The sequence below is a fragment of the Acidobacteriota bacterium genome (genome assembly GCA_016715115.1).
Lineage (GTDB): Bacteria > Acidobacteriota > Blastocatellia > Pyrinomonadales > Pyrinomonadaceae > JAFDVJ01.
Map to the genome: position 1 here is coordinate 977,343 of JADKBM010000011.1, position 15,493 is coordinate 992,835.

Sequence of the window (15,493 nt, forward strand, 5' to 3'; positions counted from 1 at the left end):
GAATCCGTCGTTAGTTGGTGCGTCCGTAATCGTCTTCGAGCCGGACAATGTCGTCTTCGCCGAAATAATCTCCGGTTTGCGCTTCGATGAATACGAGAAGATCTGCCGCAGGGTTCTCAACCCGGTGGGCCGCGCCGACCGGGATGTCGATGCTCTCGCCCGATCGGACTAGAATTTCGTTGCCGTTTAGTGTTACTTTAGCAGTGCCGCGGACGACGAACCAATGCTCGGAACGCCGCGCGTGTTTTTGATAGCTCAGGCGCTTTTCCGGCAAAACTTCTATACGCTTAACTTTGAACCCGTCGCCTTCGTCGAGGATCGTGTAACTTCCCCAGGGGCGTTGGTCGGAATTATTCATAACTAAACATTTATCAGTCAACGCGGTTTGCATTGTCAAATCAGCGTCACTCGAGAGGGCGAAACAATGTTCGACGAAGCAACAAGCTGGCTGACGGAAGGCAAAATGACGCGCAAGCTTCAGAATCTCATCATCGGCCGGTTGCTGGCGACTTTTCTGCTGCTCGTCGCGAGCTGGGTTTGGAACAGCGGCCGTTTGAAATTGTCCTTCGACGAGTTTCCGCGCGGGCTCTTTTTCGTCTTCCTGATCTCGGTCGGCCTGACGATCGTGTATTTTTTCGTCCTTCGGATGAGCCAGAACTACCGCTGGCAGGTGCGGGTTCAGTTTTTTCTCGATTCCCTTTTGATCACCTGGCTTGTCTGGCGCACCGGCGATCTGACTTCGCCGTACATAATGCTCTACATCGTCCTCATCAGCGTCGCCGGCTTTTTCCTGTCGTCGATGGAGACGATCTTTTCGGCCGTTTGGTGCGTCCTGCTTTTCACGTTTCTTTCGATCCTGACGACTAACGAGATTTTGTCGACGTTCGGCGCGACGCCCGAGACGCGTCGCGCGATCCAGATCATAAGCTTCAATGACATCGCATTCTTGCTCGTCGGGCTGCTCGCGTCGAGATTATCGGACCGCCAGGCTTCCGGTGAAAAACTCCTCGAGGCCAAGCAGTCGCTGGCAAAACTCCAGGTTCAGCACGAACGGATAATTGAATCGATTCGTTCCGGTCTGATCACGACCGACCTCGAGGGTCGAATCTTCACATTCAACGCGGCGGCGGCCGAGATCACGGGCTTTTCCTCGGAAAAGGTGATCGGCAGTTCGATCAGAGAACTCCTCGGCGACATCGACGCGCAGATCTCTACGTCGATCGATCAGGTTGATCCGCTCGAACACCCGTCCCGATTTGAGACCGATCTAACGACGCCGGACGGATTGTTCGTCCGGATCGGCTATACGATCACGCCGCTGATCAGCGAAACCGGCGAGAAGCCCGGTCTGATCATCACGTTCCAGGATTTGACCGAGATCCGGAGAATGGAGGAGAGCGTGCGGCGAAAGGACCGGCTCGCGGCCGTCGGACGCGTCGCCGCCGGACTCGCGCACGAGATCCGCAATCCGCTCGGCGCGATGCGCGGCGCGATCCAGGTGATGCAGATCAACACGCCGCCTGAATCGTCCAACGCGAGCCTGATGGAGATCATCCTGCGCGAATCGGACCGCCTCAACAAGATCATCACGAATTTCCTGACCTACGCACGGCCCCGGGTGAACAACTTCTCGGAGGTCGATGTCCGGGCAGCGATCGAAGAGACGTTTCTGCTCCTGAAACACTCCCCGGATGTGAAGGACGGTCACCGGCTCGTTTACGTCCCGCCGGCCGAACCGATCAAGATCTCCGCCGACCCGACGCAGCTCAAGCAGATCTTCTGGAACCTGTCGCGAAATGCGTTGAACGCGATGCCCGACGGCGGCGATTTGACGGTGACGAGCGAACGATCGTCGAACGACCGGGTTCGGATCGTTTTTTCGGATACGGGCTGCGGGATGACTCCCGAACAGGTCGAAAAGCTCTTCGAGCCGTTTGCCGAATCGACGACCGGCGGCACCGGGCTCGGACTCTCGATCGTTTATCAGATCGTTCGCGATCATAACGGCACGATCAACGTCCGCAGCCGCGAGAATGAAGGAACGTCGATCACCGTTGAAATTCCGACCGAACCGGAGCGTCAAGCGACGCCGGGCGGCGAAAACGATCGCGAATACAAATCGTCAAGACTTCAGGGCTTTTTGAATATCAAGGAATGACATTAATCGCCGGATCGGACGACGAATAATATTCTTTCTTGATAATGACGCGCGTTTTCTGTCAAAATAATCGTACGGCTTTTGCCGCGACCGTTCTTCCAATCCCGCGCAGGCAATAAACACAACCTGGAACTTCCTATGGCAAATCTCTTGATCGTCGATGATGAGCAAAGCTACAGACAGCTTTTGAAGCTGGTATTTGAGGGCGACGGCCACAACATCCGAACTGCGATGAACGGGCGCGAAGCCTTGTTTATGCTGGAGGATGAGGCCGCCGACGTTATCATTTCGGACGTCAAGATGCCCGATATGGACGGCATCGAACTGCTCAACGCCGTTCGCGAGTCGGTTCCGGATGTCGGATTCGTCCTGATGACGGCCTTTGCGACCGTCGACACCGCGCGCGAAGCGTTCAAACTCGGCGCCGATGATTTCATTCAAAAGCCGTTCGATGTCGAAGAGCTGAAAGTGATCGTCAAGAAGGCGTTCGAGAAACAGGCTCTGATCCACGAAAACCGCGCCTTCAAGCGGGCCCAGCGCGAGCGCGGTTCGGTTCGCAACATCATCGGCACATCGGACAAGATGCAGGCGGTCTATCAGATGATCGAGACCGTCGCCGAGGTTCAATCGACGGTGCTCGTCACCGGCGAGAGCGGAACCGGAAAAGAACTCGTCGCGCGGGCGATCCACGACCTCAGCCCGCGGGCCGAAAAGCCCTTCGTTTCGATCAACTGCGGCGCGTTCACGGAAACACTGCTCGAATCGGAACTGTTCGGATACGTGAAAGGCTCCTTCACGGGCGCGAACACCAACCGCAAGGGGTTATTCGAAGCGGCGCATCGCGGCACGATCTTTCTCGACGAGATCGGCGAAATGTCGCCGGCGATGCAGGTCAAACTGCTCCGCGTTCTGCAGGAGCGGCGCGTCCGCCCTGTCGGCGCGCACGAAGAATTCTCGATCGACGCGCGCGTAATCGCGGCGACCAATCGCGATCTCAAGCAGATGTCGAACGATGGCACCTTCCGCGAAGATCTCTTTTACCGCATTTCGGTGATTCCGATCAGTCTGCCGCCGCTGCGTGACAGAAAGGAAGACATCTCCGAACTCATCGAGCATTTCGTCAACAAGTTTTGCGATCAGACCGGCAAGAGTTTGACGATCTCGCCGAAAACGGTCTCGCTGCTCGAGAATTACGCCTGGCACGGGAACGTCCGCGAACTCGAACACACGATCGAACGCGCGGTTGCACTCGAACGCGGCGAGGAGATCCAGCCAGAGCGTTTGCCGGAGCACATCACGAATTACAATCCCGCGAGGATCAACGCCGAATTCGACTTGCCGGACGAAGGCATCAATCTCACGACCCATCTCGACAACCTCGAAAAGACCTACGTCGTCGAGGCCCTCAAGCGCACCGGCGGGAATCAAACCAAGGCCGCGGACCTCCTCCGTATGCAGGTCCGTTCGTTGCGGCATCTTCTGGACAAACACGAGATCAGATCGCTTTCCGCGCAGATGCGGAGTTCGAACGACTGATTATTCGAGGCTTCAGAATCGAATCCAGTGACTCGCATTGTCATTTCTGTGCTGACACTTTCTCGTTCCTGCCGTTAGTTTGGTGTTCCGTGTCGGGATGGCTTCAATGGGCGATCCCGCTAACTACCGTTTTTGCAATACTTAATCTCCCGTTTTCATCAGTTGGCATCTTTGGCACGTTTTTTGCCGCGTTCGGCCCCGTCCACGAGGACGACTTAAAATTCAAAACACTGAAACTGGAGACTGTAAATGAAAAACCAAAAAGGCTTCTCGCTCATCGAACTATTGATCGTCGTCGTGATCATCGGGATCATCGCCGCCATTGCCATCCCCAATCTGCTTGCCGCCCGTCGTTCAGCCAACGAAGGCTCGGCGCAGGCTTCGATCCGCACCGTTCACGGCGCGCAGATGACCTACCAATCGACCACCGGTTCGGGCAACTACGGCTCGATGACGGACCTCGGAACGCAAAATCTCGTCGATACTCAATTGGGCTCCGCGAGTCCGCAGAAGAGCGGCTACAACTTCAACAGCGTTAAGACGGATCGCACAACTACCGTTCCGGCGTCGTTCTCGGTCTACGCTTCACCGGTGGTTGGTGTTGGTCTAACACAGACCGGCAGCAAAGACTATTGCATCTCCACGGAAGGGGTGATGAAGGCTCGCGCGATGATACTACTTGATACCGATGAAGACGCCTGTCCTGAGAACTGGGGAAGTTTTGCGCCAACCGGCAACTAGCACAACGAACAGTTGGAGACTTTAAGATCGGCGGCATCGTATCGGATGCCGCCGATCTCGTTTTTGAGTGGTGATGCGGCTTCTGTTATGCACTTCATTACAGATGCGCCAATTGCGGACCGATTACGATACGCGCCCAAGGCCGCTCGCCATAGCGGATAGCGGTAGAGCCGTAGCGCGAACTACGGTGAACGACGATATGGCTCGACGTGTGGCGCTATTTACGATAGCTCGGGACATACTTCGGCCAATCCCCGGAACACGGTGCCTCTATGTAACGATAGCTCGGGGCGCTGTCGATTGAATGCTTCCGCTCACGACGCAAAGGATTCTCGTGTCGGGTCGCCCGATCGGCCAAGACAAATTGAGTATCATCGATGCAGACGGGCCATGGTTTTCCTCGTGGCGGACACTTTGCGATTCGTATTTTGAGAATTGAGATCTGAAGGCGGTTTCAAACGACTAGCCACACCCGGCAATTCCCCAAGCGCTTCGGGTCTTTTTCGAAATCCGAGGGTTTCGATTCCGAAGTATCCGGCTCATCAGGTTTTGCAAGCCAACGATAAGAACAGCGTTGATCTGAAATCTTGTAATCTTGGAGCCTTTCCGAAAAAGCCCTAAGAGAACTGAGCTTTCTTCTTCAAGCTCAGGAGCACGCGAACTTGCGATAGCGCCACGTGAAGAGGAGCGAAACGTGGTGTCCCGTCGCGCCGGCACTCAAACCGTGTGCAACAGGCATAACTCTTTTGCGAATGCAGCAGGTGCGCGTGTTTCAGATGTTCGACGGAAACGTCCGCGGCTGACACTTGGGTTCCGCTTCGCTCCACGTGTTGCTATCGCACATTCGTGTGCTCCGCGCACTGAATCGATATTTCCGGCAGACTTCTTGAATCTTGGAATCCCGGAATCCCGCAATCTTGTCACAGTTTTTGTTATAGACCCTTCACAAAAACTGTTACTTTCCGATTCCCATCCTCTTCATCGGCGAGCGCCTGACCAACTTAGCCGCACGCGTAACTAACGTACACACAGCATTTACACCCCCACTCAGGACACTTGATCGATCGTGGCACGCCCTTTGCACTAACCACTGCGACCTGAGAAAGGCAAAAGACTTAAACACAAAACCAGGAGATTGTAATTAAAATGAAAAACCAGAAAGGCTTCTCGCTCATCGAACTTTTGATCGTCGTCGTCATCATCGGCATTATCGCTGCTATCGCTATCCCGAACTTGCTGGCCGCCCGCCGTTCAGCCAACGAAGGATCGGCACAGGCTTCGGTCCGCACCGTTCACGGCGCGCAAATGACCTATCAGTCGACCACCGGTTCGGGCAACTACGGAACGATGACTCAGCTCGGAACGGAAAACCTCGTTGACGCTCAGCTCGGCGCGGCTTCGCCCCAGAAGAGCGGCTACAACTTCAACAGCTTCGACACCGACCGCACCACGACGGTTGCCGCAAGCTTCACGCTCAGCGCTTCGCCGGTCGTCGCTGCGGGTTTGACCCAGACGGGCAGCAAAGACTACTGCATCGCGACGGAAGGCATCATCCGCACGAGAGCGGCTTCGGGACTCGTTGGTTCGGACGGCGGCTGCACGGCGGCTGCTTACGCGACCGCAACGGGCAACTAATTCGCTACCGATCTCGCTTAAAAAGGCCCCGTCCCGAAATGGACGGGGCCTTTCTTTTCGTTCAAACGCGGACTCCTTTTTGTGGTTTCCGGTATGTTTGGACTCGGGTCGGTTCACAATTTTTGTCATCCCGCGGATTACAAAAACTGTAATGTGCAGACGAACGCCCTGATCTCCGGAGCGATCACGATTAGATCGCGGTCGGCATAACTCATTGAACGACAGTTGCTTACGAGACCTGCCCTGCTGCGCCGGCGTTGTGGTACGCGATTTGCAATTACCCTTGCGACCTGAGAAAGGTAACGGTACTTAACCACAAAACCAGGAGACTGTAATTAAAATGAAAAACCAGAAAGGCTTCTCGCTCATCGAACTTTTGATCGTCGTCGTCATCATCGGCATTATCGCCGCTATCGCTATCCCGAACTTGCTGGCCGCCCGCCGTTCAGCCAACGAAGGATCGGCACAGGCTTCGGTCCGCACCGTCCACGGCGCGCAAATGACCTATCAGTCGACCACCGGTTCGGGCAACTACGGAACGATGGTTCAGCTCGGAACCGAAAACCTTGTTGACGCTCAGCTCGGCGCGGCTTCGCCCCAGAAGAGCGGCTACAACTTCAACAGCTTCGACACCGACCGCACCACGACGGTTGCCGCAAGCTTCACGCTCAGCGCTTCGCCGGTCGTCAACGCGGGTTTGACCCAGACGGGCAGCAAAGACTACTGCATCGCGACGGAAGGCATCATCCGCACGAGAACGGCGACGGGACTCGCAGCTGCTGACGGTGACTGCTCGGCCGCCAACTACGGAACCGCGACCGGCAACTAATCTTTTGCCGATCTCGCCATACGAGGCCCCGTCCGGATCCGGACGGGGCCTTTTCCGTTTCGCCGCAGCGACGGTTTTCGCGCAAAGCCGCGGCGGAGACGTTAAACTGAAATCGAGCGAAAACTGCGCTCAACACAGAAAAATCCTGTTTTCAAATTCCAGCGATTGTGTTATCTTTTTAGAGGCTGTTCCGGCCAATTCTTATCCCGGCTCCAAATTCAATTTGAATCGATTTTCTGAATGAGTACATTTCAGCATATTGCAAAAATCGTAACGATCGCCCGCAATACGTTTCGCGAGGCGGTGCGCGACCGCGTGCTCTACAACCTTATCGTATTCGTTCTCCTGATCATTGCCGCCGCGGTTTTCCTGGGTGATCTGACGGATGGCCACGAAGCGCGTACGATCGTCAATCTCGGACTGAGCGCGATGCTGCTGTTCGGGGTGTTCATCGCGATTTTCGTCGGTGTCAGCCTGGTCTCGAAGGAGATCGAGAAACGAACGATCTACGCGGTTCTCTCAAAACCCGTCGGGCGCGGCGAATTCATCGTCGGCCGCTATCTCGGACTCTGCCTGACCCTGCTTATCAACGTCGTCGTGATGGGCGCGGGTGTTTCGGTCGCGCTTCTGATCGTCGGCGGCGGGGGACTCGCTTTTCGTATTTGGGGCGCGGTTTCACTGATCTTCTTTGAATTGACCGTCATCACCGCGATCGCGATCTTGTTCTCGTCGTTCTCTTCGCCGGCACTGTCGGCGCTGCTGACCTTTCTCGTCTTCGTGATCGGCCACTTCAGCGCTTCTCTCCGCGACTTCGCTGCGAATCTCGGATCGGAATCGGCGAAGTTCTTTTTCAACTTTCTTTATTACTTCCTGCCGAACCTGTCGTTCTACAGTTTTGTCACCAACGCCGCGCACGGCGATGTGCCGCCCGCAACCTATCTGGCGACGGTGATTCTCTACACGGTGGTCTACGCGTCGATCGTGATCGCCTTCGCGGCGCTTATCTTCAGCCGGCGAAACTTCAAATGATGGACCGCGCGAACCGAAAACTGATCATCACGCTCGCACTCGCTATCGTCGGGTTCGGAGCCGTGTTCGCTCTAAGCGGACGGCTCGAAACAATACGACCGCCGCAGCCCGAAGGGTTCGAAGATCAGGATCTGGCGTTGAAGGGGGCCGGATTGCGGGGTTACGCGCTTGGATTCGAAGGTCTGATCGCCGACTGGTACTGGATGGAGTCCCTGCAATACATCGGGGGAAAGATTCTCCGGAATCCGCAGATCAAAGTTTCGATCGACGACCTTAATCCGCTCAATCCTCGCCTACTGTATCCTTACCTGGACAACGCGACGACGCTTGACCCGCGTTTCAAGGCCCCGTTCTACTACGGCGCAGTCGTCCTTCCCGCAATCGACAAACAACAGGCCGTACGGATCGCCGAAAAGGGAATCGCGAGCAATCCGGACGAGTGGCGGCTCTATCAGTACCTCGGTTTCATTTATTGGCGCCTGGAAGAATACGACAAGGCTGCTGATGTCTACGAACGAGGTGCGAAGATCGACGGAGCCCCGAAGTTTATGCAGATGATGGTCGCGCAAATGCGGAGTCAAGGCGGCAGCCGCGATACGGCGCGTGCGATCTATCAACAGATGTTCGACGGTGCCGAAGACGGCCAGACGAAGGACCTAGCCGCACTGAGATTGCTTGAACTGGATTCATTCGACGACCGCGATCAGATCCGCGCGGCGCTCGGACAATTCAAGGACCAGAACAACCGCTGCGCCAACAACTGGACGGAGATCTTCCCGATCCTGAAGAATCTCAAGCTTCCGCGTGGACGACAGTTCCTGATCGACAAGAACAACGAACTACTCGATCCGACCGGCGTCCCGTACATCCTGAAGCGCGAGACGTGTGATGTCTCGATCAATTATGAGAAGTCAAAACTTCCCTCTTGAGATAGTTAGCTTCGGCAGGCATCGGATCTTATCAACAATATCGACTGCCGATTCGGAAACGACTTAGTATGAACAAAATCATCGAAATTCAGGACCTGACGAAGGATTACGAACTCGGTTTTTGGAAAAAACGAAAGGTTCGCGCGCTTGACGGCCTCAATCTCGAGGTCAGCCCCGGACAGATATTCGGATTCCTCGGCGGCAACGGTGCCGGCAAAACGACGACCATCAAGCTCTTGATGTCTCTGATTTTTCCGACGCGCGGAAACGCCCGGATACTCGGACACGACATTTCCGACACCGCGATGCATTCGCGCATCGGCTACTGCCCCGAAAATCCTTATTTTTACGATTACCTGACCGCTCGCGAACTGATGAATTACTTCGGCGAGATCTTCGGCTTCGATGCGGCGAAGCGCCGGCGAAAGACGGAGGAACTGCTGACCAAGGTCGGACTCGACGAAAAGGACTGGGACAAGCAGCTCCGCAAGTTCTCGAAGGGAATGCTGCAGCGCGTCGGTCTGGCGCAATGCCTGATCAATGAACCGGAGATCGTGTTCCTCGACGAGCCGATGTCCGGACTCGATCCGATCGGCCGCCGCGAGATCCGCGAATTGATCGCCGGCTTGCGGAACGCGGGAACGACCGTCTTTATGTCAACGCACATCCTCTCCGACATTGAGGCGCTCTGCGACAATGTCGCGATCCTGCGCCGCGGCAAACTCGCGGCGACGGGCAATCTTTCCGACCTGCTCACGAGCAGCGGCGAAAATCAAACATTTGAGATCGTCGTCAAGGGCGTGCCGGCGGAAGAGTTTCAGTCCCGGACGAATTCTATCAGCGGCAGCCTCTGCTCGCTCAAGGCGAACGGCGCAAGCATCCAGGTGCTGTCGGAATCCGACATTCCGAAGGTGCTTTCGATCCTCGGGGAAACCGGCGGGAACCTCGTTTCGGTTCAACCCGTGCGCCAATCGCTCGAAGAGCTTTTTGTGAAGGAAACCGTCGAGACGACGACTGCCGACTGATTCCCATTATGTCGAAGTTCAAAGACATACTTGTACGAAAAGACCTGAGTCTGACACTCGGAGCGGACCGCAGCACGACATGCGTCGCGCTCGGATTCGTTTTCCTGATCGGCGTTTTCGAGTTTTTTTACTTCCGCAGTGATTTCAGGGAGCTCGCCGCATACCTCGGGAACGGCGACAACCTGGTGCTTTCGGTGATTTGCGTCGGGTACATCCTGGCTTCGCTCTACCTTCTGTTCGTCTATGTTCTGGTCACGGTTTCTTCAAAATGGTATTACAAGATCCCGCTGATCGCGATCTTCGCCCTGACCGCGACCGCCCAGTTCGGCTATCACAATGCGGTCGGACGATTCCTGATCGCGCAGGATTTCGTTTCCGCTTTTTCGGCGACGGGTGAGCAAAAGCTGGATTCGATCTATGCCTACACCAGTTTCCTGGCGCTCATACCGGTCGCGCTTCTGAGTGGCGTCAGCGTAATTCCGCGAAAGGAGAAACGGGTTTTCGGCGGCGGCGCGTTCGTCGGGTTGCTGGCGGTCTATTGTTTGTTCTACGTCAACGTTTCGTTCGTCAATCCGCTGATGTTCGACCGCACTTTCGCCTCGAGTTCGATTGGCAATTTCTGGCTCGCCGGCGCGGATTATCTCCTTCACACGCCGGTCCTCGGCGGTGCGGCCAAGAAACGCGATGTGGTCGACGCAGTTGTTGACCCGACATCGGCCCCCAAAAACAACATCGTCTTCGTTTTCGACGAATCGGTCCGCGCCGACCATTTGAGCATCAATGGCTACACGCGCAAAACGACGCCATTTCTTGAAGAACTCGAACGAAAGCAGCTTCTCATCAATTGGGGAACCGCCGTCTCTTCGTCAACGCTGAGCCACACGAGTTACGATGCGATGATCAGCGGCGCGACGCCGCAAACGATCGACTCCGTCCGTTTCCACAACATCAATTCGATGCCGACGCTGTTTCAATACGCGAGATCGATGAATTACAAGACCCATCTTTTCGACGGCCAGATGAAGCGTTACTGGGGAGGAAACGAGGATGATCTCAATTACATCGACAACTTCGTCTCGCTCGCCGAGATCGACAACCCGGACCGCGTCGAAGACTGGGAACTCGGCGACAAGATCACGAACCTCGACAATGAGCGCAACGCCGTCAAGCAATGGGAAATCGACATTCGGATCGCCAAAATGGTGAACGAGATCTTCAGCGGTTCGACCGGAAACTTCATCTTCATATACAAACGCGGCGTCCATTTTCCATACGAGAAGAACTATCCCGAAAGCGAGGCGATTTGGAAACCCATCTATCGCTTCAAGGAGCAGTATGAGGTTCCGCCGGCGGACAAGATCGACGCCGTCAAGAACTCATACGACAACTCGCTGCGTTTCAATCTGGATGACTTTTTTCGGAATTTGGCGAACGACTACGGACGGCTGCCGAACGGAACGGTCATTGTTTACACGAGCGATCACGGCGAGTCTTTCTTCGCTTCCGGCAAGGCCGGGCACGGCGGTGAGACGCGCGAGGAAGCGATGGTGCCCTTTTTCGTTCTCGGCGCGGATCCGAAAGCCTTCGATACCGGCTTCAAACCGATGCACTGCAACATCTTCACGACGCTTTTGGATTTTATGAGCGTTCCCGAAGAATCACGAAAGAACAACTACGCCGTGTCGCTTTTCAAGGCCCGCAAGGAAAACCAGCCGCCGCGATTCTTCAATCCGCCGAAAGGCAATCTGATCCAGTTCGAGGACTGAAATTCAGCGGGTTTTTATCGCCACGACCTTCCAGTGGATCTTCGCGCGGTCGTCATCCTTGACAAATCCGTCGATCCGCACGACAACGTCCATCGTACCGTTCGCTTCCAGCGTCGCCTGTTGGGTCGGAACAACGATCACCGACTTGTCTTTGACGGTCTTGCCGTAAGAATCAAGAACGCTCACGCGAAGCTCAAGCCCGGTAAGCGTCCGGTCGCTGAGATTCTTGATCCGACCCGCAATATTCATCATTATGAAGCCCGTTCCAAGCGGCGATTCCCACGTGTTGTCAACATCGTTTTCAGCGATGATGCGACGCGTCAGCGCGGCGAACTCCGGCGATTCCTCGCGGATGGCGCCTTCGAGCACGATCGCCTTTTGTTCCTCCATCGAAGGCTGAAATTTCCAGATCAACCCGACGCCGCCGGCGACCACGACGACCGCAACCAACAAAGCGATCAAAAAACTCTTACTCACAGTTCACTCTCCCGAACCTTAGACATTCGTTTCAATTAAAAGTTCCTATCAGTTATCATTTTAGTTGAAGTTAACGAATGCATAAACCTGCCGCCGAGATTTCTCAAATACCGGAGTTCGTCGAGGTCGCGCTGCCGATTCCGCTGAGGCAGACGTTCACCTACCGGCTCCCTGAATCGCTCGCCGAACGTGTCCGGCTCGGCGCGCGCCTGATCGTCCCGTTCAAGACCCGTCAGTTGACGGGATATGCCGTCGCGCTTCACACGTCACTCGATCCTGAACTCGCAATCGACCCGAAACTCATCAAGAATGTCGCCGAGATCGTCGACGACGAACCGCTGATCAATGAGGAGATACTCAAGCTGACCCAATGGACGGCCGATTATTATGCGTCGAGTTGGGGTGAGGTCCTGCGCGCGTCGCTTCCGGCCGGCATCAATTCCAACGTCGAAGAGACGGTGGTAATCACGGAATCGGGCCGGGCCGAAGAGTCAAAGTTCGAGGTGCCGAAGACGAACAAGCAGCAGATCCTGCGCGAGCTCGCGGCAAACGGCGAAACGGGACGAAAGTATTTTGAAAAGCACCTCGGCAAATCGACCGCGATGCGAACACTGAGGGACCTCGCGAATCTTGGACTCGTTTCGCTTCAACGGAAACAGGTCCGGGCAGCGGTCAGCAAAAAGACACGTCTCGCGGTTCGTTTGACCGATACCGACTCGTCAGGGAAGAAGATTAGCGAATCGCAACAGCGAATCCTGGACCTGCTCGCGACGCGCGGTGAAATGTTCCAGACGGAATTGGTCGAAGCTGCAAAGGTCAATCAATCGCCGGTGAGCACGCTCGCCAAAAACGGCCTTGTCGAGATCTTCGAAAAAGAGATGTTGCGCGATCCGTTTCGCGATTCGAGTGTGCCGGCGTTTGTTCCGATCAAGTTGACCGACAGGCAGGCGAGCGTTCTCGAGAGCATCAACCAAGCTCAGAAGTCGGAGAGATACAAGGCGTTTCTGCTCCACGGCGTGACCGGCAGCGGCAAGACCGAGATCTACATACGGGCGATGAACTTCGCGCGCGACAACGGAAAATCAGCGCTGATGCTCGTGCCCGAAATTGCCTTGACACCGGTCTTCTCGAAGCGTTTGCGCGCGGTTTTCGGCGACGACGTGGCGATCCTCCATTCGAATCTTTCGTCCGGCGAACGTTTCGACGAATGGCGACGGATCCGGCGCGGCGATGCGCGGATCGTCATCGGCACCCGTTCGGCCGTTTTCGCGCCGTTGGCGAACATCGGTTTGCTGATCGTCGACGAAGAACACGACGGCTCGTATCGGCAGAACGAGGCGCCTTACTACAACGGCCGTGATGTCGCGGTCGTCCGCGCAAGCTTTGCGAATGCCGTCGTCGTCCTCGGTTCGGCAACGCCTGCGCTTGAGACCTTTCGCAACTCGGAAATCGGAAAATACGAGTATCTGAGTCTTCCGAAACGAATCGGAAATCGACCGATGGCGGCGGCGGAGATCGTCGATATGCGCAACGTTTTCCGCACGGCGGGCAAGGATCTTTCGTTTTCCGCCGAATTGATCGAAGCGATCGAGGAAACCCATTCGAAGGGCGAACAATCGATCATCCTTCTGAATCGCCGGGGATTTTCGCAGTTCGTCCTTTGCCGGTCGTGCGGCGAGTCGATGCGTTGCCGCAACTGCGACATCACGCTCACCTACCACCGGCGCGACGTCAAGCTGATCTGCCACTACTGCAACCATCGCGAAAAGGTCCCGCAAACCTGTCCGAAATGCGAGAGCAAGTATCTTTACTTTATGGGCGAGGGCACCGAACAGATAGAAGATCAACTGAAGCGCCGCTTTTCACACTTGCGGATCACGCGCGTCGACCGCGACACGACGGCCCGGCGCCAGGATATGGAATCGATCCTGGACGAGTTCAGCCGAGGGTCGATCGATATGCTCGTCGGCACACAGATGCTCGCCAAAGGCCACGATTTTCACAACGTGACGCTTGTCGGCGTGATCTCGGTCGACGCCGGACTCGCGATGCCCGACTTCCGTTCGGGCGAGCGGACGTTCCAGTTATTGACGCAGGTCGCCGGCCGGGCCGGGCGCGGAGAACTTCCGGGCCGCGTGATCATCCAGACCTATTATCCCGATCACTACATACTGCGCCACGCGCATTCACAGGATTACGGCAATTTTTATGCCCAGGAAGTCGAATTCCGGCGCCGCCTCGGCTATCCGCCGTTCGTCTCGCTCGCCGGGATAATGATCAAGCATCCGAATTACGCGTATGCATTCGACAATGCCCAGATATTGAAGGAATGCCTCGTCGCCAACAACCGCGACAATGCTTGTCGGATTCTGGGCCCCGCGCCGGCGCCGCTTTCTCGTTTGAAGAACGAGTTCCGGCTGCAGATCCTCGTCAAGGCGGCTAACCGTACGGCGCTTCGCGAAACGCTCGATTTCGCCCTCGCCGCCGCGCAGGAACGGTTCTGCGACCTGCGGATCGTCAGTGTCGAGATCGATCCGTTGAGTCTGCTTTGAATCCTGGAATCGTGGAATCTGGAATCCGGGTTCTTTGAAAAACCTGACGACTCGCGAAAGAACATTTGCCTTGCCGCGGGTGACGCGGATCAACCTGTAGATGCGAATATCCGGGCGATCGGCGTCAGGTCCGAGATTTGGAATGTTTCGGACCTTTGCGGCCGTGGCAACGCGCCAACCCGACGATCAGCGAGTCAGTACCGCCTGCGTTAGCGGGCGGGCAACCGCGGCCGCACGACGCCTAAATCCCAACTCGGGCGCTTGGAAAAACCGACACGAAGGGAAGCAAATCGCATTTTTTCCACAGATGAACACAGATTGGCTGGATGGAGCGGATTCGTTTCGACCACTAAAGATAGAAAAAGTTCTCAAGAAACGCTGAGTTCGAAGTATCCTCCTGCATCCGATCTATCTGTGTTCTGTCAGAATCGGCGCCGGGACCGCCGTTAAGAAAGGTTTTTCAAAGCTCCCGAATCTGGAATCCTGGAATCTGGAATCTTGAATATCTTGAATCTTGAATCTGAAATCGGGAGCTTTGAAATACCGGCTTGAAGGAGATCGGCGGCGTTTAGCCACAGATGAACACGGATCGGCGGGACAAGATCATATGTCTTTTCGACCGTAATGGCGCCGAGTTGGGCTCAAATCATCGTTTTCATCCCTACCCATCCGTGTTCTGTTAAGAACGGAGTGTCGCTTCAATCAAGTAGGTTTTTCAAAGTTCCCGAAATCAAGATTCCAGAATTCCAAGGGTTCCAGACTGGGAATCCCGAATCGCGTTTCAATCGCGTCGAGTCGGTACCATCTGCGGTAGCG

12 protein-coding genes are annotated in these 15,493 nt (G+C 55.7%); 10 read left to right on the plus strand and 2 right to left on the minus strand.

Going from position 1 to position 15,493, the window contains the following annotated elements:
* Positions 1 to 10 precede the first annotated feature (10 nt).
* Positions 11 to 391 (minus strand): phosphomannose isomerase type II C-terminal cupin domain, encoded by a 381-nt coding sequence (locus IPN69_12895; protein ID MBK8811615.1) that lies wholly within the window; start codon positions 389 to 391, stop codon positions 11 to 13.
* A gap of 33 nt (positions 392 to 424) precedes the next feature.
* Between IPN69_12895 and IPN69_12900 the strand changes: the two genes are divergently transcribed.
* The 9 genes from IPN69_12900 (at position 425) to IPN69_12940 (ending at position 11,648) form a co-directional block, all read left to right on the plus strand.
* Positions 425 to 2,158, plus strand: a complete 1,734-nt coding sequence (locus IPN69_12900) for a PAS domain S-box protein (protein MBK8811616.1) — start codon at positions 425 to 427, stop codon at positions 2,156 to 2,158.
* Positions 2,159 to 2,284: 126 nt separating this feature from the next.
* A complete protein-coding gene (locus IPN69_12905) occupies positions 2,285 to 3,694 on the plus strand; it encodes a sigma-54-dependent Fis family transcriptional regulator (GenBank protein MBK8811617.1) in 1,410 nt (469 codons plus the stop codon).
* A 249-nt stretch (positions 3,695 to 3,943) separates the two neighbouring features.
* Positions 3,944 to 4,435, plus strand: coding sequence for a prepilin-type N-terminal cleavage/methylation domain-containing protein (locus tag IPN69_12910; protein ID MBK8811618.1), 492 nt, complete (start codon positions 3,944 to 3,946; stop codon positions 4,433 to 4,435).
* Positions 4,436 to 5,581: 1,146 nt separating this feature from the next.
* Complete coding sequence (locus IPN69_12915; protein ID MBK8811619.1) at positions 5,582 to 6,070, plus strand: prepilin-type N-terminal cleavage/methylation domain-containing protein; 489 nt, start codon at positions 5,582 to 5,584, stop codon at positions 6,068 to 6,070.
* A gap of 340 nt (positions 6,071 to 6,410) precedes the next feature.
* Positions 6,411 to 6,899: a prepilin-type N-terminal cleavage/methylation domain-containing protein gene (locus IPN69_12920; protein ID MBK8811620.1), complete on the plus strand. Its 489-nt coding sequence runs from the start codon at positions 6,411 to 6,413 to the stop codon at positions 6,897 to 6,899.
* Positions 6,900 to 7,139: 240 nt separating this feature from the next.
* Complete coding sequence (locus tag IPN69_12925; protein MBK8811621.1) at positions 7,140 to 7,928, plus strand: ABC transporter permease subunit; 789 nt, start codon at positions 7,140 to 7,142, stop codon at positions 7,926 to 7,928.
* Positions 7,925 to 8,857 carry a hypothetical protein gene (locus IPN69_12930; GenBank protein MBK8811622.1) on the plus strand — a complete coding sequence of 311 codons (933 nt, stop codon included), beginning with the start codon at positions 7,925 to 7,927 and terminating at the stop codon, positions 8,855 to 8,857. The genes IPN69_12925 and IPN69_12930 overlap by 4 nt, the downstream gene beginning before the upstream one ends.
* A gap of 68 nt (positions 8,858 to 8,925) precedes the next feature.
* Positions 8,926 to 9,882: an ABC transporter ATP-binding protein gene (locus tag IPN69_12935; GenBank protein MBK8811623.1), complete on the plus strand. Its 957-nt coding sequence runs from the start codon at positions 8,926 to 8,928 to the stop codon at positions 9,880 to 9,882.
* A gap of 8 nt (positions 9,883 to 9,890) precedes the next feature.
* The gene (locus IPN69_12940; protein ID MBK8811624.1) at positions 9,891 to 11,648 is read left to right on the plus strand and encodes a sulfatase-like hydrolase/transferase; all 1,758 of its coding nucleotides are present in this window, start codon (positions 9,891 to 9,893) and stop codon (positions 11,646 to 11,648) included.
* 3 nt (positions 11,649 to 11,651) lie between these two features.
* On the opposite strand, the gene IPN69_12945 is transcribed toward IPN69_12940, so the two are convergent.
* Positions 11,652 to 12,125, minus strand: a complete 474-nt coding sequence (locus IPN69_12945; protein MBK8811625.1) for a hypothetical protein — start codon at positions 12,123 to 12,125, stop codon at positions 11,652 to 11,654.
* Positions 12,126 to 12,202: 77 nt separating this feature from the next.
* Between IPN69_12945 and priA the strand changes: the two genes are divergently transcribed.
* Positions 12,203 to 14,677, plus strand: a complete 2,475-nt coding sequence (gene priA, locus IPN69_12950; protein ID MBK8811626.1) for a primosomal protein N' — start codon at positions 12,203 to 12,205, stop codon at positions 14,675 to 14,677.
* The last annotated feature ends 816 nt before the right edge of the window (positions 14,678 to 15,493 follow it).